Origin of the sequence: Microbacterium wangyouchuni (genome assembly GCF_051546305.1) — a bacterium.
Lineage (GTDB): Bacteria > Actinomycetota > Actinomycetes > Actinomycetales > Microbacteriaceae > Microbacterium.
In genome coordinates, this window is record NZ_JBPTMA010000005.1 from 1 (window position 1) to 24,294 (window position 24,294).

Genomic DNA, 24,294 nt, shown 5'->3' on the forward strand with positions numbered 1-24,294 from the left:
CGGGACCAACGAGAACACCAACCGGCTTCTACGATTCTGGTTCGAGAAAGGATCAGATCTCTCCGCCCACTCTCCCGAGGACCTCGCCCGGACCGCCGCGATCCTGAATCGCCGCCCCCGCCCGACCCTCGAGCTTCAGACCCCAGCCAACCGGCTCAACCAGCTGCTCCTCGCAGCATAACTACCAACGTTGCCCAGACCATTTGACTTTGCCTGCGAATCTCGAGCCACAGCTGCCCACTCGCAATGAACGGGAGGGGCCCTAGACCGGGGGCTTAGACCAGGTCGCGCCAGTCGACCTCGTCATCATCGGGCAGCAGCATGGTGCCGGTGACGACGGGGAGTGACATGGTCTCGGTCGGCGGGCCCATGATCGTCGCTTCGTCGCGGCGGTGCCGCAGCACCTCGTTGATGTACGAGGTCAGCACCTCAGCGAGCGGAACCGAACGGCCGCTCGCCTGCGAGAGATACCAGCGGTGCTCCAGCACCTGGTGGAATACCTCGGCAGGCTCGAGCTTCGCACGCAGATCGTAGGGGATGGCTCGGACCACGGGCTCGAACACACGCGTGAGCCATTCGTGGGCGAACATCTCCTCATCGACCCACTCCTTCTTCGAGCGTGCGCGGAATTCGTCCAGGTCGTTCAGTAGACGACGCGCCTGGTTCTCCTCGACATCGAGACCGGTGAGACGGATGAGGCGGCGCTGATGGTGCCCGGCATCCACCACCTTCGGCTGGATCTCGACCACCGTGCCGTCTGCCGTCGTCAACATCGACATCTCGTCGATATCGAAGCCCAGGGCGTTGAGGCGCTCGACCCGCTCGGTGATACGCCAGGTCTCGTTAGCGGAGAACGACTCCTCGGCGGTGAGGGCGGCCCACAGCGAGTGATACGACGACACGATGCCATCGGCGATGGCGACAGCATCCACACCATGCTCGAGCCGCCCACCGGCCGCAAGGTCCATGATCTCGCCGGCGATGTTGGTACGCGCAAGGTCGAGGTCGTACAGGCGCTGGCCTTCGGTGAGGCCTTCCTCATGCAGTTCGCCGGTCTCCGCATCCACGAGGTAGGCGGCGAAGGCGCCGGCGTCGCGGCGAAAGAGCGTATTGGACAGCGACACATCGCCCCAGTAGAAGCCGACGTTGTGCAGCCGCACCAGCAGCAGCGCGAGCGCATCCACCAATCGGGTGGCAGTGTCGGGCCGCAGCACGCGAGTGAACAGCGCGCGGTACGGCATGGAGAAGCGCAGGTGCGCGGTGACGAGGGCGGCCGGAAGCGGATCGCCCGCGGCATCCGATCGACCGGCGATCACGGCGACACGGTCGACACACGGCACGTCCAGGCGGGCGAGGTTGCCGAGCATGTCGTACTCGCGCTGTGCCATCTGCGCGGTGGTCTCCTTGATCGCCACGACACGACCGGACAGATCAGCGAAGCGCACAAGATGACGCGACAGACCCTTGGGGAGCGAGACGATCCGCTCGGAGGGCCATTTGGCGAGCGTTGTCGACCAGGGCAGCGCGAGCAACTCGGGGTTGATCTTGCTGGCGGTGATGCGCAGTGCGTCCTGCATGGTTCTCCCGGAGAAACGACGCGGCGCGGGCGACCCGAAGGTAGCCCGCGCCGCGTGTGTAACGAACTTACGAGGCCGAGATGACCGGCTTGTCGTTCAGGCGCAGACCAGACTCGAGGTCGAATGCGTGCACGTGACCGGCGGTTGCCGCGAGCGTGACCGTCTCGCCGGCGTTCGGGTGGTTACGTCCGTCGACGCGAGCGACGAGGTCGGCACGCTTGCCGTTGACGTCTGCGTGACCGTAGAGGTAGCCGTCAGCGCCGAGCTCCTCGACGAGGTCGATCGTGACCGAGAGGCCCTTGCCGTCGGCGGGGCCGACGACGATGTCCTCGGGGCGGACACCGACCGTGACCTGGCTGCCGTTCGCACGGCCGACGGTGTCGCGGTCGAGCGGAACAACCTCGGTACCGAACCGCACGCCACCCTCGGCGAGGTCGGCGGGGAACAGGTTCATCGCCGGCGAACCGATGAAGCCGGCGACGAAGAGGTTCTCGGGCTTCTCGTACAGGTCGCGAGGCGTGCCGACCTGCTGCAGCAGACCATCCTTGAGCACCGCGATGCGGTCGCCCATGGTGAGAGCCTCGGTCTGGTCGTGGGTGACGTAGACCGTGGTGACGCCGAGGCGGCGCTGGAGCGAAGCGATCTGCGTACGGGTCTGCACGCGCAGCTTGGCGTCAAGGTTCGACAGCGGCTCGTCCATGAGGAACACCTGCGGCTGGCGGACGATCGCACGGCCCATGGCGACGCGCTGACGCTGACCACCGGAGAGCGCCTTCGGCTTGCGGGTCAGGTACTCCTCGAGGTCGAGGAGCTTGGCTGCTTCCAGAACGCGGGAGGCGCGCTCTTCCTTGCCAACGCCGGCGATCTTGAGCGCGAAGCCCATGTTCTCGGCGACGGTCATGTGCGGGTACAGCGCGTAGTTCTGGAAGACCATGGCGATGTCACGGTCCTTCGGCGGCACGTCGGTGACGTCGCGGTCGCCGATGAGGATGCGGCCGTCGTTGACCTCTTCGAGGCCGGCGAGCATACGCAGCGAGGTGGACTTACCGCAGCCGGAAGGGCCGACGAGGACGAGGAATTCGCCGTCTGCAACCTCAAGGTTGAGCTTGTCAACTGCCGGGCGGGTGCCGCCGGGGTACAGTCGCGTGGCGTCATCGAAAGTTACGGATGCCATTGTTTTCTCCTTCACCGGCAGGTACGTGCCGGACGATCCGTTGTGATGGATGCGGTGGAAATGCCCACCGTGGCCCGTCATCGGGCCGAACTCAGTATGTCACGGATGGGCGTACCTGGGTGTTTCCCAGCCTGGCTGGTTAACATCGAAGACGGTCCTGCTTAGAGAAGCGGGCGTCGGGGATCCCGTCCCCACCAGACTTTCAAGAGGAACGATGTCGAGCGACGAAACGCCGAATGTCCCTACCCCTCGCAATTCTCGTGAGGCGGTTCGGGAGAAGGCTCAGCAGGTGCATGCCCAGCAGTCGAGGGCTCGCATCATGCGACGGATCATCATCGGTGCGGTCGCGATCGTCGCCGTCGGTGCCATCGGCACGGCGGTGACCATGGCCGTCACTTCGACGATCTCGAAGCCGACGATGAGCCCCAAGGGTATGACGAGCGACGGCATCGTCGTGCAGAACGTCATCGAGTCGGCGACCGAGCCTGTGCCTAGTGACCCGTCGGCCGAGCCCACGGAACAGGCCACGCCGGAGCCGAGTGCTTCGCTGGCCGCGGTTGATGTGCACATCTACGTCGACTATCTGTCTCCCGGGTCCGGCGAGTTCGAGCGCGCCAATGCCCGGCAGCTTGCTGGATGGATCAACGAGGGTGTCGCCACGGTGACGTATCACCCGGTGTCGATGCTCACCGCCAGCTCGAACGGCACGAAGTATTCGCTGCGCTCAGCGGCAGCGGCGGCCTGCGTTGCTACGCACTCCAGCGCGCAGTTCTACGCTTTCAACCACGAGTTGCTCATCGATCAGCCTGAGGTCGACAGCAACGGTTCAACCGATGTCGAGCTCGCCGATCTGGCAGTCGCCGTCGGCGCGGACAACCCGAAGGCTGTGCGCAACTGCATCGAAGATGCGGACTACGTCTCCTGGGCAAAGGAAGCAACGTCTCGTGCGTTGGCGGGACCCCTCGCCGGGTCTGACGACCTGGTGCTCACCAGCGCCCCGATGGTCGTCGTCAACGGCGAGGCGTACGTCGGTTCGCTGAAGGATCCGGCCGAGTTCTCGCAGTTCATGATCACGGTCGCAGCCGATTCGGATGCGACGCCGACACCTTCGCCGTCGACCACGGAAGAACCAGTCGAGACCCCGGCTGCGGAAGAGACTCCGGCCGAGTAATCTCGATCACCGACTGAATCTGGATCGATCAGTCGAGGTGGCGTAGATAGCGCTCGGGTGAATCGAGGAACCCGCGCCAGGTTCGCACCAGGTTGAGGTCGTCGTACTCTGAGCGACGCATTCCCCAGTCGCCGAGCTCGTAGCAGTCTGCGCCGGGAAATGCTGCGAGGATCGGCGAGTGCGTGGACAGGATGACTTGCGAGCCACGAGCGACGAAGTCACGCAACTGCCCGATCAATGCGAGGCATCCGGAGACGGAGAGCGCGGATTCGGGCTCGTCCAGCATCCACAGGCCCGTGATGTGCTCGCGTTCGGCGACAAGGTCTAGGAACGACTCGCCGTGACTGCGGGCATGCAAGCGATCGCCACCGAACCCGACTTCTTGGAGGTAGGTGTAGAAACCGTGCATGCTCTCCGCGCGCAGGAAGAAGCCCTTCTTCGGTGCTCCGCCGGCGCGGACCAGCTGCAAGTGCTCGCTGAGATTCGATTCAGTCGACCGGGTGGTGTGCATGGCGCCCGTCGAGCCGCCCTCAGGATTCAATCCGTAGGCGATGGCGATGGCTTCGACCAGCGTCGATTTGCCGCTGCCGTTCTCGCCGGTCAGAACCGTGACCGGGCCGAGCTCCCATCCGTTCTGCAGCACCTGCCTCACCGGAGGCAACGTCGCTGGCCATTCGTCTTGAGGGGCCGGTGCGAGAGGGTGCATCTCGACGCGGCGGATCGGTAGTCGCTGAATCACATCTCCAGTGTGCAGTGCGTCTCAGATATCGCGCGGTCAACTGTTGAGGTTTGGTGTCATAGAATTTGTAGTGCGGGATCGTTTCCGGTGCCGCATGCCGACTTAGCTCAGCTGGTAGAGCACCTGTCTTGTAAACAGGATGTCGCGAGTTCGAACCTCGCAGTCGGCTCCATATAAATACCTGGTCAATTGGTTTATCAGCATCGTGTGCTGTTGCTCTGCCCGCAGCGGGTGAGGAACCCTGCTACCGTGAGCCACAGTTTGCCATCGCACGTCCGTGTCCTGGTGGCCTCGTGATTGGAACTGGATCAAGATGCCGCGCAACACAGTCACTTCCCTGTCCACAGTCATCGTCACCGGAATTGCCACACTGCTCCTTGCCGGTTGTGGTTCACCGGCCAGCAATGAACCGGCATCGGCGGGCGCCGGCGCACAGTCAGACACCACCACCGCAAGCGACGAGAACGAAGCGGGTGCGTCCACCGCAAGCGACGAGGATGAAGCGGGAGCATCCAGCGCTCAGGGCGAAGCCGTACTGAGCTACGGCGACACTTCGTATTCCGCTCAGCTGGAGTTCTGCTCACTCGGCGGGACCGAGGACGCCCTGTTTCACGGCGTGGCATACGACGATGCAGGAGAGCAAGTCGGGTATCTGAATGGCGACTTCGGTGCACTCACCGACCTCCCACACGGCGAAGCGCGCATCGACTTCGGGGCGACGGCCAAGTTACAGAGCACCGATGAATTCATTGCGATGGGGACCGTCGCAGGTCATATCGTGGTCGCTGACTTCAGCGACACCGACCTGATCGTCGTGGGCGGAGCGTGGGATCAGGCTGGCACGCAGCTTCCCACCGCAACGCTGAAGGTCACCTGCTGAGTCAGTTGCCGATACCGGGCTTGCGCCCACGCCGCGGACGGTTGTGCCAGGCTTCGATCGCCTCCGGCGTGAGATCGTCGCGGTCCCACAAATAGCCGGAGACATTGCCGATCGGATCGATGAACGCATCGCTCGCCGCGGATGCTTCACCGGAATCGCGTCGGCGCATCGTCTGGCGCAACGACACCGGCGTCACGCCCATGAGCGCTGCGACTTCGTCGATGGTGGCATAGCGGGCAGCAAATCGCGGTTCGACGGTGCCGTCGCGCAGAGCGCGCGGACGCGGCTTCTCATCGGTCATGTCTCATCCTCCAGAGCCCCACGCTAGCCGACGGGTGCGTGGGCGCGGCTAGCATGGCCGCATGGATGTCGGGATCACACGGCTCAATGTGCCGGGCACGTTCAACTTCCGCGAGGTTGCTCCTGGGGTGCTGAAGCCGGGAGTGCTGTACCGCTCGGATGCGCTTCACCGTCTCACCCGCGTCGGACGAAGCACGCTGCGGGAGTTCGGCATCCGGCAGGTCATCGACCTGCGCTCAGGGTTCGACCGGCGAATCGGTGGGCGCGATCGTCTGCGCGGCACTGGCGTGTATTATCTCTCCGTTCCTATGGATGGTGCGCCGCCGAATGTCGACCCGAAGACGGTGACGCTGCGCGAGGTCTACGAGGTCGTGCTCGCCCGGCACCAGAACGATTTCGGCCGAGTGCTGCGCACCATCGCCGCGGCTGACGGCGCGACCCTCGTGCACTGCACAGCCGGCAAGGATCGCACCGGTCTGGTCGCCGCCCTCGCCCTGACGGCGATCGGGATCGATCGAGACGTGATCCTCGCCGATTATGCTGCGACGGCGGCGAATCTTTCGGGGGAGTGGACAGAGCGGATGCTGCGAAAGATACGACGCTTTCGCGTGCCGGTGACGGATCAGCTCGTCGAGGTTCTCGCTGGTTCGCCGCCGACGCTGCTCAGCGGGGTGCTGGAGTGGATCGACAGCGAGTTCGGCAGTGTGCTCGGCTACCTCGACGAGGCCGGTGTCGATGCTGGCGTGCGCGAGCAGTTGAAGCGCGCGCTGCTGCCCGCGGCCTGAGGCTCCCGCCTTCAGAACAGCCGGTCGGCTGCGCCCTTGTCGCTCTTACGTGGAGTGACCGTCACCCGCTCATCGAGGGATGCCGCTGCCAGGAGTGCCTCATCGATGATCTCGCGACCGCCGTCAGCGTGCAGCCAGTCGTGCGCGAACGCGGTCGGGATGAGTACAGGCATCCGGTCGTGCACTTCGGCAAGATGATCGGCGGCCGGACGCATCACGATCGAATAGCAGGTGAATTCTTCACCATCGGCGGTGCGGCCGGGCTGCGTGACGGCGGCCGCCCCGAACAGGGCGTCGTTGTCTAGGGCGAACTCTTGCCAGACGCGGTCGGGCTTGTGCATCTCGAACCAGCTGCTCATCGGCACGATTCCGCGGCCCTTCAACCCGCCGGGCCGCTCTTGCAGCCGTTCGGATCGCGTGTTGATGGACGGGAACTTCGCCGGTTCACCGCGGACAAGATACCCCCACCAAGATGCTTCCCACGCTGCGTCCCCATCGCGCGGCACGATCAGCGGATTCAAATTGCGCAGATTCTTGCCGGTCGGACGCACCGTCTCACCGGCGTTGCGCTCAGCCCAGACGCGCAGACCGTCGAGGATGTCGGCGTCGGCCTCGGCCAGCAGCTCAGCGTCGGTGAACCGCGGATCCAACCCATAACTCGCGCACATGCGGCAAGAGTAGTCCCGCCCACGGACATTCGCTGGGACTCGGGTAGTGTGCTCGGGTGACTGAGACGCGGGCGATACCTGCCCCCATTGCCCTGGCCGGTGCAGCTTCCATCGGTGCGATGACCGCGATTCAGGCCCGGGTGAACGGTGTGCTGGGTGCGCGGATTGATGATGGGATCATCGCCGGTCTCATCTCGTTCGGCGTCGGACTCGTCGTCCTCATCGTCATTACCGCGACAGCGCCGCGCTCCCGGGCGAGCGTCGCGCGGCTGTGGCGAGGCGTCCGCTCGCGTTCGATTCCGGCATGGATGCTACTGGGCGGCGCCTGCGGCGCACTCACCGTCTCAACGCAGGGCGTGACAGCCGGTGTCCTCGGCGTCTCGCTGTTCACCGTCGGAGTCGTCGCCGGGCAGACCATGAACGGTCTGGTGTTGGATCGTATCGGCTTCGGACCATCCGGAGTGGTCGCCGTCACCCCGGGACGGGTGCTTGGCGGCGCGCTGGCGCTGGTCGCCGTCGGCATCTCGCTCAGCGGAGACGTGCTGGCCCACACGCCGCTGTGGCTGCTTCTGCTGCCTCTTGCCGCCGGCATCGGTATCGCGTGGCAGGTGGCGACGAACGGACGCCTCGCACGGCAGATCCAGTCTCCGATGACGGCAACCCTGATGAGCTTCATCACCGGAACCCTGGTGCTGTGCGTGGCCGCGGGGATCAGCATTCTGGTGCGCGGGATGCCGGCCGCTCTACCCAGCGAACCGTGGCTGTACGTCGGCGGGTTGCTCGGGTTCGTGTACATCCTGCTGGGAGCGGTGATCGTCGCGCACACCGGTGTGCTGCTGCTCGGTCTCGGAGCCGTCCTCGGTCAGCTCGTCACCTCGGTCGTGATCGACCTGCTCTGGCCGACCACCGGGGGGCCGGCGTTATGGCAGCTGGTGACGATGGTTCTGGTTGCGGTGGCATCCGTCGTGGTCGCCGTGCCGTGGCGCAGAAAACGGTGAGCGTTGTTTCTCGCGCTTCGCCGCTCAACGACCGGAGGTTGAAGCGGGGCGGGGCATCTCGGTGAGGAGCGCCGACGCGTCGACGCTCTTGCGGCGCCCCGGAGACTTGCCCGCGGGCTTGCCGCCGACGTACAGCCAGCCCAGCAGCTGTTCGTTCTTCTTCAATCCGTGAACCTTCGCGACCGGCTTCGAACGCGTGTGTCCGCCAGTGCGCCAGATGACACCCCAGCCGGCTTCATCCAGCAGCAGGCTGAGAGTGTGCGCGACTCCTGAAGCGACTGCTTCCTGTTCCCAGTGCGGCACCTTCTCGCTCTTGCGGAAGCTTGCCACGACCGCAATCAGCAACGACGCCCGCAGTGGTTTGGTTGACGGTTTCGTGTCACCCTGCGCTTTCGCGATCGCTGCGCCCAGCGCCAACCGGTCGTCACCGCGCAGCTCGATCAGCCGCCACGGCTGCAACGCGGAATGATCAGCGACGCGCCCTGCTGCGGCAATCAGCGCCAGCAACTCTTGCCTGGTCGGCGCATCATCGGTGACCTTCGACCAAGACTGACGCGCCAGCGCCGCCTCGAGTGCGCTCACGCCGGGGGAGCTTCGGGAGAAAAGTTCAGTGCCAGCGAGTTCATGCAGTAACGGTCGCCGGTGGGCGTGCCGAATCCGTCCGGGAACACATGCCCGAGGTGCGAGCCGCAGGCGGCGCAGCGTACTTCGGTGCGCTGCATGCCCAGCGTGTTGTCTTCGATCAGCTGCACGGCATCCGGGCGGATCGATTCGTAGAAGCTCGGCCACCCGCATCCGGAATCGAACTTCGTACCGCTCTTGAACAGTTCCGCATCACAAGCGCCGCAGGTGTACAGCCCGGAGCGCTCCTCATCGAGCAGCTCGCCGGTCCACGCGCGCTCGGTCGCGGCTTTGCGCAATACCGAGAACTCTTCATCGCCGAGCTGCTCGCGCCACTCGGCATCCGTCTTCTTCACGCTGTAGTCCATCAGTCCTCCTGGTTCCTCTCCATTGTCCCCCTCACGAGGCCGATCGGGGCCGCTCCGGCACGCGAGAATGGACAGATGACGGATGCTGTGCGCGAACGCTACGACCGCTTCGCCCGTGACGAAGCGCCGGGCCGCTCCGCGCTGTACGAGCGCTGGGCGGCCGGGGTCGCCGGCGACGCCGAGGTTCAAGCAGTGCTCGCGCGCATCCCGGAGACGCACCGGCAACCGCCGCTGGTATTCGCCGTGACCCGGATGCTCGGGGTGAAACTCGACGGATTCGACCAGTGGCGGGAGTTTCTGCTCACGCACGCCGACGAGGTCGTCGCCGAATGCGCCGCGCGACGGGTGCAGACCAACGAACCACTGCGCCTGGCGCCGCTGTTGCCCGTGCTCTCCGAGATCGCGGGGCCGATCGCGCTGTTGGAGATCGGGGCATCCGCCGGTCTCTGCCTGTACCCCGATCGCTACTCGTATCGTTTCCTCGATGCCGCCGGACACCTACAGGCAGCGCTCGACCCTGCAGACGGAGCCTCCGCGGTCATCCTCACCAGTCAGGTGCGCGGGCGCATGCCAGTGATGCGGTTGCCGCAGATCGTCTGGCGGGCCGGAATCGACCTCGATCCGCTCGACGCGCGAGAGGAACGCGACCGCGCCTGGTTGCAGGCTCTCGTCTGGCCGGGGGAAACCGGACGTCAGGAGCGCATCGTCGCCGCTCTCGACATCGTGGCAGCGGATCCGCCCCTGCTGGTGGCGGGGGATGCCGGCGACGAGGTCGCTGCGCTCGCCGCATCCGCACCTGCCGAAGCGACGCTGGTGATCACCACGCCGGGCGTGCTTGTACACATCCCGCGGCAGGCGCGGCAGGCGCTGATCGCTCAGCTGCAGCAGCTTCCGGCCCGGTGGATCACGATCGATGCCCCGGCGCTGCACGACGCCTGGAATCCGGCCGTCGACGCCGACGACTGGCCGGGATTCGTCGTCGCGCTGGACGGGCAGGTGCGCGGCGCAGCCGACCCATTGGGGCGCTGGTGGGAGTGGCGTGCCGCGTTCGGGGCGCGCCGCGCCTAGCCTGGACGCATGCTCGGAGACCTCACCGATCGCGATCGTGCGATCCTCGCGCTGGAGTCGGCGTGGCCGCGGCACGGCGGAGCGAAGGAAGAAGCGATCCGCGCAAAGCTCGGCATGAGCCCGGCACGCTACTACCAATTGCTCGGACGCCTGATCGATACCGAGCAGGCGCTCGATCATGACCCGCTGCTCGTGCGGCGTTTGCGTCGGCTGCGCGAGAAAAAAGCAGACCAGCGGGTGTCGCGAATGCGTGGATTCGCCGGCTGAAGCGTCACCGAACGGCATTGAGAGTGGATTCCAAGGCCGTGCCCGATAACATCGACGAGTGACTCAGCTCGTCAAAGATCGCTTCGATGATGTTCCCCGTTCCTCTGGACGCGTAGGAGCTCATCGCGCCGAAGCCCCCGGAATGAACGGCTGGGTCGTGCTGCTGTGGTCGCTCGTTGCCGCCCTCGTGATCATCGTGGTCGGCATCTTCGTCGCCCTCGTGATGATGGGCCGCATCGCGCTGTTCCCGGACGCGGATACTCCCGGACCGTCCGCGCCCGAGGTACAGGGTGTCGTTGATACGACGTATTCGGTGATCGTGCTCAATGCCACATCGGAGGAGGGCCTCGATGTGCAGTTGCGTGACACGCTGCTCAACGCGGGTTGGACCGCCGACAGCGTGACTACCGGACTGGCCGAATCTCCGGAGTTCGCGGACACGACGATTTACTACGCATCGACTACGGATGAGCTCGCCGCAATCGGCCTGGCCGATCTCATCGGCGGGGCTCAGGTCGAGCAGAGCGATTTTTACGCGGACCCGAATGACCCGGAGCAGAAGCAACTCGTTGTCGTCATCGGCCTCGACCGTACGGCCGCCGCTCCCGAGTCTGCGGAGACTCCCGCAGAATAGACGTCCCGTGGCTTGCACTCGATGGGGTCGAGTGCCAGAATGGGCGTTAGCACTCTCGCACTGTGAGTGCTAACCAGAACGTCTACGTCCAGGAGGGACGACAAAACTCATGGCAAAGATCATCGCTTTCGATGAGGAGGCCCGTCGCGGTCTCGAGCGCGGCCTGAACATCCTCGCCGACGCTGTCAAGGTGACCCTCGGCCCGCGCGGTCGCAACGTTGTTCTCGAGAAGAAGTGGGGCGCCCCCACGATCACGAACGACGGTGTGTCGATCGCCAAGGAGATCGAGCTGGACGACCCGTACGAGAAGATCGGCGCGGAGCTCGTCAAGGAGGTCGCCAAGAAGACCGACGACGTCGCAGGTGACGGAACCACCACCGCGACTGTCCTCGCTCAGGCACTTGTCCGCGAAGGCCTGCGCAACGTCGCAGCCGGTGCAGACCCGATCTCGCTCAAGCGCGGCATCGAGAAGGCTGTTGCGGCGATCACCGCGGAGCTGCTCGCCAGCGCCAAGGAGATCGACTCCAAGGAGCAGATCGCGGCTACCGCTTCGATCTCTGCTGCTGACACCGAGATCGGCGAACTCATCGCCGAGGCCATCGACAAGGTCGGCAAGGAAGGTGTCGTCACCGTTGAGGAGTCGCAGACCTTCGGCACCGAGCTTGAGCTCACCGAGGGCATGCGCTTCGACAAGGGCTACCTGAACCCGTACTTCGTGACGGATGCAGACCGCCAGGAAGCCGTGTTCGAGGAGCCGTACATCCTCATCGCGAACTCGAAGATCTCGAACATCAAGGATCTTCTCCCGATCGTCGACAAGGTGATCCAGGACGGCAAGGAGCTCGTCATCATCGCTGAGGACGTCGAGGGTGAAGCCCTCGCGACTCTGGTGCTGAACAAGATCCGCGGCATCTTCAAGTCGGCTGCCGTCAAGGCTCCCGGCTTCGGCGACCGTCGCAAGGCTCAGCTGCAGGACATCGCGATCCTCACGGGTGGACAGGTCATCACCGAAGAGGTCGGCCTCAAGCTCGAGAACACCACGCTCGACCTGCTGGGTCGTGCCCGCAAGGTCATCATCACCAAGGACGAGACCACCATCGTCGAGGGTGCTGGCGAGACCGAGCAGATCGAGGGTCGCGTGACCCAGATCCGCCGCGAGATCGAGAACACCGACAGCGACTACGACCGTGAGAAGCTCCAGGAGCGTCTTGCGAAGCTTGCTGGTGGCGTTGCGGTCATCAAGGCCGGAGCAGCAACCGAGGTCGAGCTCAAGGAGCGCAAGCACCGCATCGAGGACGCCGTTCGTAACGCGAAGGCAGCCGTCGAAGAGGGCATCGTCCCCGGTGGTGGCGTCGCGCTTATCCAGGCCGGCACCAAGGCGCTCGACACTCTCGAGCTCACCGGTGACGAGGCAACGGGCGCGAACATCGTGCGCGTGGCCATCTCGGCTCCGCTCAAGCAGATCGCGCTCAACGCCGGTCTCGAGCCCGGTGTCGTGTCGCACAAGGTCTCCGAGCTGCCCAGCGGTCACGGCCTCAACGCCGCAACCGGTGAGTACGTGGAGATGTTCGCCGCTGGCATCATCGACCCCGCCAAGGTGACGCGCTCGGCGCTGCAGAACGCAGCCTCGATCGCCGGCCTCTTCCTCACCACTGAGGTCGTTGTCGCTGACAAGCCCGAGAAGGCCGCCGCTCCTGCTGGCGACCCGACGGGTGGCATGGACTTCTAAGTCCACACGCACAGACAGAAGCGGGGCGGGGGGGGGGGGGGGGGGGGGGGGGNCGAAAAAACGCCCCTCTCCCTCGGCCGGGCCGCTTCTGCGTTGCGTCGAAGGGTCAGCGGAACAGGCTTGCCGAGTACTGATCGGCATCGGAGTACTGCGTTGCCGCAGAGCCCAGTGCCACTCCAATCGAATCCAGCACCTGCTCGACGTGCATCTGCGCGGCACTCCACTGATCGCTGCATCCTTGGAACGCGACCGATGCGGCGCCGGTCCAGGACGACTGCAACTGGGTGAGCTGCGCTTTCAATGCGAGCGACTCGCTGCGCAGTCGCTCCATCGTGGCTCGTGCTGCCGCGTTGGCGGCAAAGACGGCCTCAGTGTCAACGGTGTATACGGACATGGGAACTCCTCTCGTCGGAGCTCATACGCTACGAGAGAGCGGGACGGCGCAGGAGCGCGGAACCCGTGTTCGGTGGATGACCGCCGAGATCCCGCAGCTGTGCAGAAAGAGTCCCTGCTGCCCGGCTCAGAGCTGGTCGAGGTCCAAACGCTCCAGCGGTTGCGTGTCTGCCAGTAGGTGCTCCGGCGTCGCCTGCGCCGAAGCGAGCGGGAACGTCACGGTGAAGGTAGCGCCGCCCTGGGGTGTCTCGTCGACGCGCACGCTGCCGTGCAGCGCCGCCACGATCGACGACACGATCGCCAAGCCGAGGCCCGAGCCGCCGGTCTCCCTGGCGCGGGAGGTATCGGCGCGCCAGAAGCGCTCGAAGATCTGCTCGCGGATCTGCGGGGGGATGCCCTCACCATGATCGACGATCGCGATGCTTGCAGTACCAGCTAAACGATCCGAATCGACGACGAGCTCAATCGGGCTATCTTCTGCCGAGAACCGGCGCGCGTTGCCCAGTAGATTCGCGATGACCTGACGGATCTTGTTCTCTTCGCCCAAAACGATCGGCGGTGTCCGCACCGGGATGTCTTCGGCTTCCGTGAAGTCGATCTCGGGCATCGCCGGCCCGGAGTTGCGAGGCTTCCGGCGCAGTCGAGCGAGCGCGCTGGCCCGGGCTCGGGCTGCCGGAGTGCTGCTCGTCTGCGGGGAGGAGGGGGGGATGCGGATCGGCGTGGTGGCGACAGCATCCAGAGTCTTGTCGATGACGGTGATCGTCCGTCTCGGGGCGGCAGCACGTAGATCGAGGGCTGCGTCGCGGGCCACCGGCCGCAGATCCAGCGCCACGATCTGCAGTTCGGGTTCTTCGTCCAGGCGCGCGAGGGCGAGCAGATCCTCGACGAGCACGCCCATCCGGATCGCCTCCTTCTCGATGCGCTCCATCGCCCGAGCAGTGTCCTCGTCGCCGCGAATCGCTCCCATGCGGTACAGCTCGGCGTAGCCGCGCACGCTCACCAGCGGAGTGCGCAGCTCATGACTGGCGTCGCCGATGAAACGGCGCATATGACGCACGGTGCGGTCACGCTGAGCGATGGACTGATCAATGCGCTCGAGCATCGTATTGATCGCGAAGTTGAGCCGGCCGACCTCGGTGGACGGCTCCAGATCGGTAAGGCGCTGGCTGAAGTCGCCAGAGGCGATCAGCATTGCGGTGGACTCCACCTGCCCCAGCCGGCGGAACGTCAACGTGACGAGGCCGCGGATCAGGAGCGCGGCGATCAGCGTCGTGACGAGCGCGACGGTGGTGTAAACGGCGAAGTACTGCCCGATGATGGCATCCGCTTCTGCCAGCGGCAAAGCCACATATTGCACGTACAGCGTGGCGCCGGGGCCGCCGCGCCCGGCGACGGATGCGCGGAACACGCTGCCGTCCGCACTCTCCAGCGTGATGATCTCGCCCTCGAGCGCGTATGCCTGCTCCAGCGTGAAGGTCTCGGGAAACAGTGGTTGTGCTTCGGGGTCAGACAAGCGGGGCGCCTGTGCCAGCTGTGTGCCGTCGGCTGCGTAGACGGCGAAGACGTAATCGGACGAACGTGGTGCGGTCTCGGCGTCACTCACCTGCAGCTCTCCGCCGACAGCCTGAAGGTGGAACCACCGGCTGGTCAGATCGCTGGTCACCAGAGACGGCAGTTGCGTCTCGATGTTGTGGACCAGCGAATTGCGCAACAGCGGCACGGTGCCGATGCCGGCAACCAGCAATCCGAGCGCAAGGACAGCAACGGTGACGCCGGTGACCTTCGCGCGGAGGCTGATGCGCCGCCACCATCCGGTGATCGCGTCAGGCTGAGTGCCCATGCGGGTTCTCCTCGCGGACTACTTGCCCACCTTCAGCATGTAGCCGAAGCCGCGCTTGGTCTGGATAACAGATTCTTCGGTGAGCGGATCGATCTTGCGGCGCAGATAAGAGATGTAGCTTTCAACGATGCCGGCATCGCCGTTGAAGTCGTACTCCCACACGTGGTCGAGGATCTGAGCCTTCGACAGCACGCGGTTCGGGTTCAGCATGAGGTAGCGCAACAGCTTGAACTCGGTGGGGCTCAGCTCGATCGGCTCCTTGCCGACGAAGACATCGTGGGTGTCCTGGTCCATTGACAGCTCACCCGCACGAATGATCGACTCCTCATCCGCCTGCATGGTGCGGCGCAGAATCGCCTGTGCGCGGGCGACGATCTCATCGAGCGCGAAGGGCTTGGTGACGTAGTCGTCACCGCCGGCGTTCAACCCTTCGATCTTGTCCTGCGTATCGTCCTTCGCAGTGAGGAACAGGATCGGTGCGGTGAATCCTGCTCCGCGCAGGCGCTTGGTCACGCTGAACCCGTTCATATCCGGGAGCATGACATCGAGGATGATGAGGTCCGGCTCCTCTTCGAGGACAGCCGAGATCGTGGCCGCACCGTTTGCCACCGTCCTCACCTGGAATCCGGCGAAGCTTAAGCCCGTGGACAGCAGGTCGCGGATGTTCGGCTCGTCGTCGACCACCAGAATGCGCGCATCAGTCATGACCCCATTATGGTGACTTCAGTGATGTAGTGGCTGGTTATCTTGCGGAGCGCCCGATTTGTCATCCCCAGCTTCGTGCACACAGACGGCGATCTGCACGCGATTAGCCGCCGGAAGCTTGTCCATAATCCGGCCCACATGGGTCTTCACGGTCGCGAGGCTGAGGAACAGCTCACGAGCGATCTCGGCGTTGCTCAGACCGCGTGCGACCGCGCCTGCGACCTCCCGTTCACGGGTGGTGAGTGAACTGAGCCGGGCGTTCGCGAGTCGGCGCCGATCGGCGCCCCGACTGTCGGTGGCGGCGACTACCAGCTGGCGAGTGACTGAAGGGGAGAGCATCATCCGATCGTCTGCGACCTGATGCAACGCCGCGATCAGCTCCGCCGGCGGTGTGTCCTTGAGCAGGAAGCCCATCGCACCGCTCTCCAGTGCACTGAGCACTTCGGCGTCGGCGTCGAATGTCGTCAGCATGACGATGCGCGCATCGGGTCGCTCGGCGAGGATGCGTGCTGTCGCGCGGATGCCGTCGAGCCGAGGCATCCGGATGTCCATCAGGACCACATCGGGTCGCAGCCGAAGCGTCGCCTCGATCGCTGCTTCGCCGTCGGCTGCTTCACCGGCGATACGGATACCATCGCTGCCATCCAGCAGCAGGCGAAGGCCCGTGCGCACGAGCTGTTCGTCATCGACGAGCAGGACGCTCAACTCGGCCATGGCAGTACCACCTCGACTCGAAAGCATCCGTCCGTGTCGTCGATGATGAGCTCGCCGCCGGCCAGACGGACGCGTTCCGCGACGCCGGTGAGTCCGAAACCGGGCGGGGCGACGGGCGCGCCCACATGGTTCTGAGCGGACAGACGCACACCGGTGACGGCATCCGAGGTCAGCTGGAGGAAGACGCGCTCGCCAGGAGCGTGCTTGCGAGCATTGGTGAGCATCTCCTGCACGATCCGGAACAGATGACGGCCGAGCTCTGCCGGCACGGCGTCGGTCTCCAGCGCACTGATCACGATCGGGCTTCCTGCCGCGCGCGCATCGGCGATCAGCGTATGGATATCGGCAGCAACCGGCTGCGGAGCGCGCTCCGTGTCACCCGGAACTTCGTCGTGAAGAACCCCGAGCACATCACGCAGTTCCTCCAGAGCCCGGTGGGAGTTCTCGCGGATCACCCCGGCCGCCTCCGCAGACTGCTGTGGAGAAAGATCCCGGCGATACTCGAGCGCACCGGCGTGCACGGCGATGAGCGACAATCGGTGTCCCAGCACATCGTGCATCTCGCGAGCGATACGCGAGCGCTCTTGGGTGCGCGCCTGCTGTACCTGCGCTGTGTGCGCGGCGTCGGCCGCCTCATCCAGTTGCCGTCGTGCGCCGATCAGAAGGCCGAGCAGGACCAATGCACCCGTGAGGATTCCACCGATGATGAGCACCAGCCACCACGGTGTGCCGTCATCGAACGGGTGCACCGTGATGTCGATGCAGTTCACCGCGGTGTACAGCGTCGCGGCGACGATGATTTCCGACGGACGCCTGCGGGCGGAGACGAATACGAGGAGGGCAGCGGCAGCGCCAGCACCCAGCCAGGAGAACGCGGTCAACGCGATTCCCACTGCGGGAATGACCCGCGGGGCACGGCGGCGGAATGCGTACAGGCCGAGCACGACGATGCCGAGGGCCACATCGATCAGCATGCGGGCGCCGATCGCCGCCAGTTCCTGGCCGTTTGGATCGACGGGTTCCAATTCGATTCCGTAGCCGCCGACGAAGACCAGCATTCCGATGAATGCAGCGCAGGCCCAGCGCCAGAAGCCGCTCCACCAGCGCCCGCGTGCAGAAGACGAACGAGAGGCCACGTATTAAGACTAGGGGGCTGGTGCGAGGCGACGTATCGACCGAAAGGATGACCGATGGCGGTCACCGCCCGCTCTTTCGGTCGATGCGGATGCCGCGGTGGTGGGACGAAGATCGACATATCAACCCTGGTTGTTCGTCGCTCTGATGGTGCCGTTGATCCTGATGCTGCCTGCACTCGTCACGGTTACGACATCTGGGGCGGGCTCAGCGTCGGAGCCTTCGCCTTCGCCATCGTCGCAGCGTGGCTGACCTGGCGCACCGGAGGCCTCGAAGCCGCGATCGCGACAGAGGGAGCCCCCGCCGACCTCATCGCATCCGTGATTACGATGATCGTGTATGCGCTTCTTGCTGATCGCTGGGCGCGCGTGCGAAGGCTCGCCCGCACAGCGCCGGCTGCGATGGCGGAGTAGCCTGACGGCATGATCGAGGAGGAGACGGGCGGTGACTCCGCCTGCTGGCTCGCACAGGTGTGCCCGGAGTGCGGGGCGATGCTGGACGATCGCGTCAGCCCGTGCTGGCGCTGCGGTACAGCGCCGGCGTCAGCCGACGATACGGAGTGACCGGCTAAGCCGCTTCCAGCGCGTCGGCGTCGAGGATCGTGTAGCTGTAGCCCTGCTCGGCAAGGAAACGCTGGCGATTCTGCGCGTAATCCTGGTCGACGGTGTCGCGGGCGATGAGCGTGTAGAAGCTCGCGGTGTGACCGGACTGCTTCGGGCGCAGCAGGCGTCCGAGACGCTGAGCCTCTTCCTGGCGGGAGCCGAACGATCCCGAGACCTGGATCGCGACCGAGGCCTCAGGCAGATCGATCGAGAAGTTCGCGACCTTGGATACCACCAACAGTGAGATCTCGCCCGTACGGAACTGCTGGTACAGCTTCTCGCGGTCATCGACCGGGGTCGCCCCGGTGATCTGCGGGGCGTTCAGCGCATCAGAGAGCGTGTCGAGCTGGTCGAGATACTGGCCGATCACGAGAATGCGCTCGCCTGGGTGCTTGGCGATCAGCTCGCGAACCGCGTCGATCTTCGCCGGCGCAGAGGCTGCGAGCCGGTAGCGATCTTCATCCGTTGCGGCCGCGTACTCCATCCGGTCATCCGGCGGAAGATCCACCCGCACTTCGTAGCAGGCAGCCGGGGAGATGAATCCCTGCGCTTCAATCTGCTTCCATGGTGCGTCAAAACGCTTCGGTCCGATCAGACTGAAGACATCGCCTTCGCGACCGTCTTCTCGTACGAGCGTGGCGGTGAGCCCGATGCGGCGGCGGGCCTGCAGATCGGCGGTGAGCTTGAACACCGGAGCCGGGAGCAGATGCACCTCGTCGTAGATGATGAGGCCCCAGTCCAGCTCGTCGAGAAGTGACAGGTGCGCGTACTGCCCCTTCCGCTTCGCCGTGAGGATCTGATACGTGGCGATCGTGACCGGTTTGACCTCTTTGACCTGCCCGGAGTACTCGCCGATCTCCTCGGGCGTGAGAGACGTGCGCTTGAGGAGCTCATCGCGCCACTGGCGTGCCGAAACCGTGTTCGTGACCAGGATCAGCGTGGTCGTCTTGGTCGTCGCCATCGCTCCCGCACCGACGATGGTCTTACCCGCTCCACAGGGGAGCACAACGACGCCGGAGCCGTCCTTGGCGAAGGCATCCACAGCATCCTGCTGGTAAGGGCGAATCTGCCAGCCGTCCTCGGCGAGCTCGATCTCATGCGGGGTGCCCGGCGTGTAACCGGCGAGATCCTCAGCCGGCCAGCCGATCTTGAGCAGCTCCTGCTTGATCTGACCGCGCGCCCAGGCGTCCACGATGAAGGTGTCAGGGGTCGGGTGGCCGATCAGAAGCGGCTGGATGCGCTTGTTGCCAGCCACCTGCGTGAGCACGGCCGGATCCGTCGATCGCAGCAGGAGAGTACCCTCGTCGTCGCGCTCGATCACGAGACGTCCGTACCGGTTCACCGTCTCGCGGAGGTCGACGGCCACGGATGGCGGTACGGGGAAGCGCGACCAGCGCTCCAGCGTCTCCATCATCTCTTCTGCGGTGTGGCCGGCTGCCCGCGCATTCCACAGTCCCAGACGAGTGATCCGGTAGGTGTGGATGTGCTCGGGAGCGCGCTCCAGCTCGGCGAAGATCGCCAGCTCGTGGCGGGCGCTCTCGGCGTCTGCGTGCGCGACTTCGAGCAGGACGGTGCGATCGCTCTGGACGATCAGTGGGCCATCAGACATAGCAGGCCAGTCTACCGCGCTGCGGTGTCACGAGGCCGTGTCTGCGGCGACGACGCGCGCTGAGCGGATGCTTTTGACCGGAAGTGTGCGTTCGACATCTGCTGCCCGGTCGCGTCCGCGCAGACGCCCGCCACCCAGGCCATTCGCCTCCAGCTGCATTTCGCGGATGGAGCCGTCCGGCATCATGATCTCGATCAGCAGCAGGGCCTTGGCGCGCACTGCCGCTTCCAGCTCGCGGTCAAGCCAAGCGGCATCAGCGTCCGGCCCCTGCTGGGCGCGTAGCCGGGTGATCAGCGCAGCATACGTCTCTGGAGTGGCATCCGCTCGCGGCGGAGCAGGGTTACGTTCCACAATCTGCGGCAGTCCGTCCGACCCGACGATCGTCGTCGGGTATCGAGCATCCGTCAGAGCCCAGTAGACCGTGTCGCGGCTGACGCGAGAGCTCAGGCCCTCGGCATCCCGAGTCAGTCCGATCGGCCGTAGTGCCTGGTCAACGCCCAGGGCGTCGAGCATCGTCGCATCCGAGCTGACGACGCGGGTGCGGCCGGTGTCATCATCCGTGAAGACGCGAACCAAGCCATGACGCTGCGCGGTTTGGGTAACGAGATACTCGAGCGGCTGCGGGATGCCGGTCAGCGACAGCGCGTCGAGGAACTCAAGGATCGACGATGTCGTCTCACCGGCAGCGATCGCACGCGAGATCGATTCGACGGTGAATCGGTACGAGGATGCCTGTGCTGCCGACTCGCGCGTGGCAATGCCGCGCAGTCGAACATCCAGGGCGGGGACGAGTGGGCCGGGAGCGATCGCTGAGAGATCGTTCTGCAAGAAGATGCGGTCGACTTCGTCGGGCAGCATCGCCTGCAGCGCCGGCGCATCCGCGCTCTCGCCATCGCGCAGCGGAAGCACCCACGCCGGCTCGCTGCCGTCATCAGCGATCAGGCCGAGCAGGTGCGCGCGTCGGCGAAGCTGGGTACTGCGGTCGTTCCACGATGAATCCCAGGGATGCTGGTGAGGCCACGTCGGCACCGGCAGCCACCCGCCGGACGGAGTGCGAAGGCCACGGGGAAGAGTGACACGGAACGATTCGGCCAGTTGTGCCCACCGTTCGGATGCCGCCAGCACCAGCCAGCTCTCGCCCTCGGCTGTCAGTCGCACCTGACGAGCATCCGTGGTGACGAGACCGGCAACACCGGCGATCGCGATGAGGTCGTCGGCCGTTTCGCTGGGCATCCCGGCCTCGGCCATGCGCCGTTTTTCGCCCGCGGCAAGATTCCCATTGGTCAGCAGTGCCAGCGGCGCCTCCCTGGCGAGCAGCAGCACGTCGGCGAGGGCTGCGACGCTGGTGAACGCCCGCTCTGCCGCATGAGCTTGCGCGTCGGCGGACGAGAGGGTGGGCCGGATCGTTTGCGGTGATTGCTGCGGCTCAGGGCGTGCGGAGACGGCCTCGGCGACCGGCGGCGGCGGGGTACCGTCATCGCGCAACAGCGCCAGAGCGAGCAGCGCTTCAGTCTGATCACCGGCATCGTGCCCATCCACCGCACGACGAAGTGCCGTCGCTTCGGGGAGAGTCAGCTGCGTCAGTATTCGATCGATGGATGCTGCATCCAGCAGTGCTTCAGCAGCATCGAAGAAGTCGAGCCAGTCGACCTCAGCACGCACGCCACGCGCGCGCAAAAGTGCGGCGAGTTGCGCATCGGGCGCAGCAGCCAGCCATACAGCAAGCGGGCGTGCGTGCGTGCTCATGGTCAGGAGCGCTTGGCGGCGCGTCCCTTCCGTATAAAGCTCATGATCAGCAGCGCGATGATCAGCACGAATGCGATCGGCAGCCCGTACAGCGGAACCGCGGCGACCAGTGGCCAAGCACCCGCATTGAAGGCGTGCTGATCGAGTCCTGCGGCGCTGCCGATGATGATGGCGAAGAAGCAGATGACGGAGAGCGCAGCCAGTGTCAGCGCCGTGTAAGCGAGGATGCGATCGACCCTGCGGACGGGAACCTCTGATCCAGAATTCTGCGTGCTCATCCCTCTCAGCCTAGCCCCTGGAACAGCGGTAAGCTGATCGGTGGTCGCGCATGTGCACGGCTGCTTCAGTACCATCACACAGCGAGGTTCTTCCATGCCCACCGGCAAGGTCAGGTTCTACGACGACGAAAAGGGATTCGGCTTCATCGCCAGCGATGACGGTCAGGATGTCTTTCTGCACGCATCCGCCCTGCCCACAGACGCCACAGTGAAGGCAGGTGCCCGCGTAGAGTTCGGCGTCGCCGACGGCAAACGCGGTCTGCAGGCGCTTTCGGTGCGGATTCTCGAGGCTCCGGTCTCGCTGGCAAAGGCGAAGCGTAAGCCCGCTGATGACATGGCCATCATCGTCGAGGATCTGGTGAAGCTCCTCGATGGGATCGGCAGCGACCTGCGCCGTGGGCGCTATCCAGCGAACGGTCAGAGCCGCAAGATCGCGGCAGTTCTGCGTAAGGTCGCTGATGACCTCGACGCCTGAGCCGGATGCTCGCCTGATCGGCGCGCACGATGTCGCGCTCGCGGCGTTGCACGAGATCACCCCTGCCTCGACTGTCGGTCCGCCCGCGGGCTACCTGCTTGAGGACGACGGATCGGTGTCGTTGCGTTTCGAGAACCGTCTGTCCGGTTACCCGGGGTGGTACTGGACTGTCACACTCGCCCGCGTTGAGGATGCTGAGCCCACCGTGCTCGAGTTGGAGCTGCTGCCCAACGACGGCGCACTGCTGGCCCCGGAATGGGTGCCGTGGGCCGAGCGCCTCGCCGAGTATCGCGCACACCAGGTAGAGCTCGCCGAGCAGGCTGCGGCTGAGGCCGCGGAGGCCGGGACAGTCGAAGCATCCGATGACGACGACGACGATCTCGACGACGACGACGATCTCGACGATGACGATCTCGACGACGACGATCTCGACGACGACGATCTCGACGACGACGACGATGACGATGACGATGACGTGACGGAGTCGCGCGTGCTGCACGCCGGTGACCTCGACGGCGTCGACATCGACGAGCTCGACGATTCAATAACCCACGCGGACGTATCGGAGTCCGACGAAGAGGAGTAGTCCTCCGTCGGGCCGTCCGGCTTACGCCCCGAGGTTCGCGAGGACGTAGTCGATCGAACGCGTCAGCTGGCGCACGTCATCCGGCTCGATCGAGACGAAGGTCGCGACGCGCAGCTGGTTGCGGCCGAGCTTGCGGTACGGCTCGGTGTCGACGATGCCGTTCGCGCGCAGAGTCTTGGCAATGGCCGCCGCGTCGATGCTCTCGTCGAAGTCGATGGTGACGACAACGGGGGAGCGGTGCTCCGGGCGCGTTACGAAAGGCGTCGCCACAGCCGATGCCTCTGCCCACTCGTACAGCGCCTGCGACGACTCAGCCGTGCGTGCTCCGGCCCAGGCGAGACCGCCGTTGTCGTTGATCCACTTCAGCTGGGAATCCAGCAGGTGCAGTGTCGTGAGGGCGGGCGTGTTCAGCGTCTGATTCAACCGCGAGTTGTCGACGGCGTTTTTCAGGCTCAGGAACTCGGGGATGTAACGGTCGGATGCCGCGATCCGCTCGATCCGCTCGATTGCAGCAGGTGACACCGCGGCGAACCAGATGCCTCCGTCGGATCCGAGGTTCTTCTGCGGGGCGAAGTAGTAGACATCGGCCTGGGCGAGGTCGAAGTCGATGCCGCCGGCGGCGCTGGTTGCATCGATCACGGTCAGCGCGCCATCGGCGGCTACGCGCTCGACGGGGGCTGCGACGCCGGTCGAGGTCTCGTTGTGCGGCCAGGCGTACACATCGATGCCGTCGGCTGCTTCGGGAGCGATGAGCGAGCCGGGCTCGGCGCTGCGCACATCAGGTGCCTGCAGCCACGGGGCAGCTGCAGCCTTGGCGAATTTGCCTCCGAACTCACCGAAGGTGAGGTTCTGGCTGCGACGCTCGATGAGGCCGAAGGCGGCAGCATCCCAGAACGCCGTCGATCCGCCATTGCCGATCAGGATCTCGTAGCCATCAGGAAGACGGAACAGGCTGGCGAACTGTTCGCGGACGCTGCCGACAAGGTTCTTCACCGGTGCCTGACGGTGAGATGTGCCCAGGATGCTCGCACCGGAGGTGACGAGCGCCTCAAGCTGCGCTGGGCGCACCTTGGACGGGCCGCAGCCGAAGCGGCCATCAACGGGCAGAAGGTCACGGGGAATCTCGATCGCCATGGGTCGATTCTAGGGCCGTGTCGGACGGATGACCTTCACTGTGACTCGACGCCGATGTCCGGCCGGGAATGTAGGCTTACCTAAGAAGACCCGGAGGGC

Annotated in this window: 26 protein-coding genes, 1 tRNA gene and 2 pseudogenes; 13 read left to right on the forward strand and 16 right to left on the reverse strand. The window is 65.2% G+C overall.

What is annotated here, in order from left to right; all coding sequences use genetic code 11:
- Positions 1 to 181, forward strand: a pseudogene (locus tag ACSS7Z_RS11360) (IS30 family transposase); the annotation flags it as partial.
- Between the two features lie 94 nt (positions 182 to 275).
- Here the strand turns inward: ACSS7Z_RS11360 and ACSS7Z_RS11365 are convergent.
- The gene (locus ACSS7Z_RS11365) at positions 276 to 1,577 is read right to left on the reverse strand and encodes a DUF4032 domain-containing protein (RefSeq protein ID WP_438254868.1); all 1,302 of its coding nucleotides are present in this window, start codon (positions 1,575 to 1,577) and stop codon (positions 276 to 278) included.
- A 67-nt stretch (positions 1,578 to 1,644) separates the two neighbouring features.
- A complete protein-coding gene (locus ACSS7Z_RS11370) occupies positions 1,645 to 2,751 on the reverse strand; it encodes an ABC transporter ATP-binding protein (protein WP_438254869.1) in 1,107 nt (368 codons plus the stop codon).
- A 214-nt stretch (positions 2,752 to 2,965) separates the two neighbouring features.
- On the opposite strand from ACSS7Z_RS11370, the gene ACSS7Z_RS11375 reads away from it, so the two are divergent.
- A complete protein-coding gene (locus ACSS7Z_RS11375) occupies positions 2,966 to 3,922 on the forward strand; it encodes a thioredoxin domain-containing protein (RefSeq protein WP_438254870.1) in 957 nt (318 codons plus the stop codon).
- Positions 3,923 to 3,950: 28 nt separating this feature from the next.
- Here ACSS7Z_RS11375 and ACSS7Z_RS11380 read toward each other — a convergent pair whose 3' ends face one another.
- Positions 3,951 to 4,661, reverse strand: coding sequence for an AAA family ATPase (locus ACSS7Z_RS11380; RefSeq protein WP_438254871.1), 711 nt, complete (start codon positions 4,659 to 4,661; stop codon positions 3,951 to 3,953).
- A gap of 96 nt (positions 4,662 to 4,757) precedes the next feature.
- Between ACSS7Z_RS11380 and ACSS7Z_RS11385 the strand changes: the two genes are divergently transcribed.
- Positions 4,758 to 4,833 (forward strand) — tRNA-Thr (locus ACSS7Z_RS11385).
- Positions 4,834 to 4,974: 141 nt separating this feature from the next.
- A complete protein-coding gene (locus ACSS7Z_RS11390; protein ID WP_438254873.1) occupies positions 4,975 to 5,541 on the forward strand; it encodes a hypothetical protein in 567 nt (188 codons plus the stop codon).
- Between the two features lies 1 nt (position 5,542).
- On the opposite strand, the gene ACSS7Z_RS11395 is transcribed toward ACSS7Z_RS11390, so the two are convergent.
- Complete coding sequence (locus tag ACSS7Z_RS11395) at positions 5,543 to 5,842, reverse strand: hypothetical protein (RefSeq protein ID WP_438254874.1); 300 nt, start codon at positions 5,840 to 5,842, stop codon at positions 5,543 to 5,545.
- A gap of 61 nt (positions 5,843 to 5,903) precedes the next feature.
- On the opposite strand from ACSS7Z_RS11395, the gene ACSS7Z_RS11400 reads away from it, so the two are divergent.
- Positions 5,904 to 6,626 carry a tyrosine-protein phosphatase gene (locus tag ACSS7Z_RS11400; RefSeq protein WP_438254876.1) on the forward strand — a complete coding sequence of 241 codons (723 nt, stop codon included), beginning with the start codon at positions 5,904 to 5,906 and terminating at the stop codon, positions 6,624 to 6,626.
- A gap of 11 nt (positions 6,627 to 6,637) precedes the next feature.
- Here the strand turns inward: ACSS7Z_RS11400 and ACSS7Z_RS11405 are convergent, their stop codons facing one another.
- Complete coding sequence (locus ACSS7Z_RS11405) at positions 6,638 to 7,294, reverse strand: SOS response-associated peptidase family protein (RefSeq protein ID WP_438254877.1); 657 nt, start codon at positions 7,292 to 7,294, stop codon at positions 6,638 to 6,640.
- A 56-nt stretch (positions 7,295 to 7,350) separates the two neighbouring features.
- Between ACSS7Z_RS11405 and ACSS7Z_RS11410 the strand changes: the two genes are divergently transcribed.
- Positions 7,351 to 8,292 carry a DMT family transporter gene (locus ACSS7Z_RS11410; RefSeq protein WP_438254878.1) on the forward strand — a complete coding sequence of 314 codons (942 nt, stop codon included), beginning with the start codon at positions 7,351 to 7,353 and terminating at the stop codon, positions 8,290 to 8,292.
- A gap of 24 nt (positions 8,293 to 8,316) precedes the next feature.
- On the opposite strand, the gene ACSS7Z_RS11415 is transcribed toward ACSS7Z_RS11410, so the two are convergent.
- Both ACSS7Z_RS11415 and msrB read right to left on the reverse strand, forming a co-directional pair.
- Positions 8,317 to 8,874, reverse strand: a complete 558-nt coding sequence (locus tag ACSS7Z_RS11415; RefSeq protein WP_438254879.1) for a nitroreductase family protein — start codon at positions 8,872 to 8,874, stop codon at positions 8,317 to 8,319.
- Positions 8,871 to 9,281, reverse strand: coding sequence for a peptide-methionine (R)-S-oxide reductase MsrB (gene msrB, locus ACSS7Z_RS11420; RefSeq protein WP_438254880.1), 411 nt, complete (start codon positions 9,279 to 9,281; stop codon positions 8,871 to 8,873). Before msrB ends, ACSS7Z_RS11415 begins: the two co-directional genes overlap by 4 nt.
- A 75-nt stretch (positions 9,282 to 9,356) precedes the next feature.
- On the opposite strand from msrB, the gene ACSS7Z_RS11425 reads away from it, so the two are divergent.
- From ACSS7Z_RS11425 to groL, 4 genes are all read left to right on the forward strand, one after another.
- Positions 9,357 to 10,349 carry a DUF2332 family protein gene (locus ACSS7Z_RS11425; protein WP_438254882.1) on the forward strand — a complete coding sequence of 331 codons (993 nt, stop codon included), beginning with the start codon at positions 9,357 to 9,359 and terminating at the stop codon, positions 10,347 to 10,349.
- A 9-nt stretch (positions 10,350 to 10,358) separates the two neighbouring features.
- The gene (locus ACSS7Z_RS11430) at positions 10,359 to 10,616 is read left to right on the forward strand and encodes a DUF3263 domain-containing protein (RefSeq protein ID WP_438254883.1); all 258 of its coding nucleotides are present in this window, start codon (positions 10,359 to 10,361) and stop codon (positions 10,614 to 10,616) included.
- Between the two features lie 58 nt (positions 10,617 to 10,674).
- Positions 10,675 to 11,250 carry a LytR C-terminal domain-containing protein gene (locus ACSS7Z_RS11435; RefSeq protein ID WP_438254884.1) on the forward strand — a complete coding sequence of 192 codons (576 nt, stop codon included), beginning with the start codon at positions 10,675 to 10,677 and terminating at the stop codon, positions 11,248 to 11,250.
- A 109-nt stretch (positions 11,251 to 11,359) separates the two neighbouring features.
- The gene (gene groL / locus ACSS7Z_RS11440; protein ID WP_438254885.1) at positions 11,360 to 12,979 is read left to right on the forward strand and encodes a chaperonin GroEL; all 1,620 of its coding nucleotides are present in this window, start codon (positions 11,360 to 11,362) and stop codon (positions 12,977 to 12,979) included.
- 106 nt (positions 12,980 to 13,085) lie between these two features.
- Here the strand turns inward: groL and ACSS7Z_RS11445 are convergent, their stop codons facing one another.
- The 5 genes from ACSS7Z_RS11445 to ACSS7Z_RS11465 form a co-directional block, all read right to left on the reverse strand.
- Positions 13,086 to 13,373 carry a WXG100 family type VII secretion target gene (locus tag ACSS7Z_RS11445; RefSeq protein WP_438254886.1) on the reverse strand — a complete coding sequence of 96 codons (288 nt, stop codon included), beginning with the start codon at positions 13,371 to 13,373 and terminating at the stop codon, positions 13,086 to 13,088.
- A gap of 126 nt (positions 13,374 to 13,499) precedes the next feature.
- Positions 13,500 to 15,212, reverse strand: a complete 1,713-nt coding sequence (locus tag ACSS7Z_RS11450) for a sensor histidine kinase (RefSeq protein WP_438254887.1) — start codon at positions 15,210 to 15,212, stop codon at positions 13,500 to 13,502.
- A gap of 18 nt (positions 15,213 to 15,230) precedes the next feature.
- On the reverse strand, positions 15,231 to 15,917 hold the full coding sequence (locus ACSS7Z_RS11455; protein WP_438254889.1) for a response regulator transcription factor: 687 nt from the start codon (positions 15,915 to 15,917) through the stop codon (positions 15,231 to 15,233).
- A gap of 18 nt (positions 15,918 to 15,935) precedes the next feature.
- Complete coding sequence (locus ACSS7Z_RS11460) at positions 15,936 to 16,631, reverse strand: response regulator (RefSeq protein ID WP_438254890.1); 696 nt, start codon at positions 16,629 to 16,631, stop codon at positions 15,936 to 15,938.
- The gene (locus ACSS7Z_RS11465; RefSeq protein ID WP_438254892.1) at positions 16,619 to 17,767 is read right to left on the reverse strand and encodes a sensor histidine kinase; all 1,149 of its coding nucleotides are present in this window, start codon (positions 17,765 to 17,767) and stop codon (positions 16,619 to 16,621) included. The genes ACSS7Z_RS11460 and ACSS7Z_RS11465 overlap by 13 nt, the downstream gene beginning before the upstream one ends.
- A 180-nt stretch (positions 17,768 to 17,947) precedes the next feature.
- Here ACSS7Z_RS11465 and ACSS7Z_RS11470 point away from each other — a divergent pair.
- A pseudogene (locus tag ACSS7Z_RS11470) lies at positions 17,948 to 18,052 on the forward strand (CPBP family intramembrane glutamic endopeptidase); the annotation flags it as partial.
- Positions 18,053 to 18,332: 280 nt separating this feature from the next.
- Here ACSS7Z_RS11470 and ACSS7Z_RS11475 read toward each other — a convergent pair.
- The 3 genes from ACSS7Z_RS11475 to ACSS7Z_RS11485 are packed head-to-tail and all read right to left on the reverse strand — an operon-like array spanning position 18,333 to position 22,000.
- Positions 18,333 to 19,976: a DNA repair helicase XPB gene (locus ACSS7Z_RS11475; RefSeq protein ID WP_438254893.1), complete on the reverse strand. Its 1,644-nt coding sequence runs from the start codon at positions 19,974 to 19,976 to the stop codon at positions 18,333 to 18,335.
- A gap of 27 nt (positions 19,977 to 20,003) precedes the next feature.
- A complete protein-coding gene (locus tag ACSS7Z_RS11480) occupies positions 20,004 to 21,722 on the reverse strand; it encodes a helicase-associated domain-containing protein (RefSeq protein WP_438254895.1) in 1,719 nt (572 codons plus the stop codon).
- A 2-nt stretch (positions 21,723 to 21,724) separates the two neighbouring features.
- Complete coding sequence (locus ACSS7Z_RS11485) at positions 21,725 to 22,000, reverse strand: multidrug ABC transporter ATPase (protein WP_438254897.1); 276 nt, start codon at positions 21,998 to 22,000, stop codon at positions 21,725 to 21,727.
- A gap of 94 nt (positions 22,001 to 22,094) precedes the next feature.
- On the opposite strand from ACSS7Z_RS11485, the gene ACSS7Z_RS11490 reads away from it, so the two are divergent.
- Both ACSS7Z_RS11490 and ACSS7Z_RS11495 read left to right on the forward strand, forming a co-directional pair.
- Entirely contained in the window at positions 22,095 to 22,475 is a 381-nt protein-coding gene (locus ACSS7Z_RS11490) for a cold-shock protein (RefSeq protein WP_438254898.1), read from the forward strand.
- Positions 22,459 to 23,061, forward strand: coding sequence for a DUF3027 domain-containing protein (locus tag ACSS7Z_RS11495; protein ID WP_438254899.1), 603 nt, complete (start codon positions 22,459 to 22,461; stop codon positions 23,059 to 23,061). Before ACSS7Z_RS11490 ends, ACSS7Z_RS11495 begins: the two co-directional genes overlap by 17 nt.
- Before the next feature lie 21 nt (positions 23,062 to 23,082).
- On the opposite strand, the gene serC is transcribed toward ACSS7Z_RS11495, so the two are convergent.
- Positions 23,083 to 24,195 (reverse strand): phosphoserine transaminase, encoded by a 1,113-nt coding sequence (serC, locus tag ACSS7Z_RS11500; RefSeq protein ID WP_438254901.1) that lies wholly within the window; start codon positions 24,193 to 24,195, stop codon positions 23,083 to 23,085.
- Positions 24,196 to 24,294 lie beyond the last annotated feature (99 nt).

Coding starts and splice junctions, on each gene's coding strand:
- ACSS7Z_RS11365 (WP_438254868.1), bottom strand. CDS start 1,577: ATGCAGGACGCACTGCGCATCACCGCCAGCAAGATCAACCCCGAGTTG.
- ACSS7Z_RS11370 (WP_438254869.1), bottom strand. CDS start 2,751: ATGGCATCCGTAACTTTCGATGACGCCACGCGACTGTACCCCGGCGGC.
- ACSS7Z_RS11375 (WP_438254870.1), top strand. CDS start 2,966: ATGTCGAGCGACGAAACGCCGAATGTCCCTACCCCTCGCAATTCTCGT.
- ACSS7Z_RS11390 (WP_438254873.1), top strand. CDS start 4,975: ATGCCGCGCAACACAGTCACTTCCCTGTCCACAGTCATCGTCACCGGA.
- ACSS7Z_RS11395 (WP_438254874.1), bottom strand. CDS start 5,842: ATGACCGATGAGAAGCCGCGTCCGCGCGCTCTGCGCGACGGCACCGTC.
- ACSS7Z_RS11400 (WP_438254876.1), top strand. CDS start 5,904: ATGGATGTCGGGATCACACGGCTCAATGTGCCGGGCACGTTCAACTTC.
- ACSS7Z_RS11405 (WP_438254877.1), bottom strand. CDS start 7,294: ATGTGCGCGAGTTATGGGTTGGATCCGCGGTTCACCGACGCTGAGCTG.
- msrB (WP_438254880.1), bottom strand. CDS start 9,281: ATGGACTACAGCGTGAAGAAGACGGATGCCGAGTGGCGCGAGCAGCTC.
- ACSS7Z_RS11425 (WP_438254882.1), top strand. CDS start 9,357: ATGACGGATGCTGTGCGCGAACGCTACGACCGCTTCGCCCGTGACGAA.
- ACSS7Z_RS11430 (WP_438254883.1), top strand. CDS start 10,359: ATGCTCGGAGACCTCACCGATCGCGATCGTGCGATCCTCGCGCTGGAG.
- groL (WP_438254885.1), top strand. CDS start 11,360: ATGGCAAAGATCATCGCTTTCGATGAGGAGGCCCGTCGCGGTCTCGAG.
- ACSS7Z_RS11445 (WP_438254886.1), bottom strand. CDS start 13,373: ATGTCCGTATACACCGTTGACACTGAGGCCGTCTTTGCCGCCAACGCG.
- ACSS7Z_RS11450 (WP_438254887.1), bottom strand. CDS start 15,212: ATGGGCACTCAGCCTGACGCGATCACCGGATGGTGGCGGCGCATCAGC.
- ACSS7Z_RS11455 (WP_438254889.1), bottom strand. CDS start 15,917: ATGACTGATGCGCGCATTCTGGTGGTCGACGACGAGCCGAACATCCGC.
- ACSS7Z_RS11460 (WP_438254890.1), bottom strand. CDS start 16,631: ATGGCCGAGTTGAGCGTCCTGCTCGTCGATGACGAACAGCTCGTGCGC.
- ACSS7Z_RS11475 (WP_438254893.1), bottom strand. CDS start 19,976: ATGTCTGATGGCCCACTGATCGTCCAGAGCGATCGCACCGTCCTGCTC.
- ACSS7Z_RS11480 (WP_438254895.1), bottom strand. CDS start 21,722: ATGAGCACGCACGCACGCCCGCTTGCTGTATGGCTGGCTGCTGCGCCC.
- ACSS7Z_RS11485 (WP_438254897.1), bottom strand. CDS start 22,000: ATGAGCACGCAGAATTCTGGATCAGAGGTTCCCGTCCGCAGGGTCGAT.
- ACSS7Z_RS11490 (WP_438254898.1), top strand. CDS start 22,095: ATGCCCACCGGCAAGGTCAGGTTCTACGACGACGAAAAGGGATTCGGC.
- ACSS7Z_RS11495 (WP_438254899.1), top strand. CDS start 22,459: ATGACCTCGACGCCTGAGCCGGATGCTCGCCTGATCGGCGCGCACGAT.
- serC (WP_438254901.1), bottom strand. CDS start 24,195: ATGGCGATCGAGATTCCCCGTGACCTTCTGCCCGTTGATGGCCGCTTC.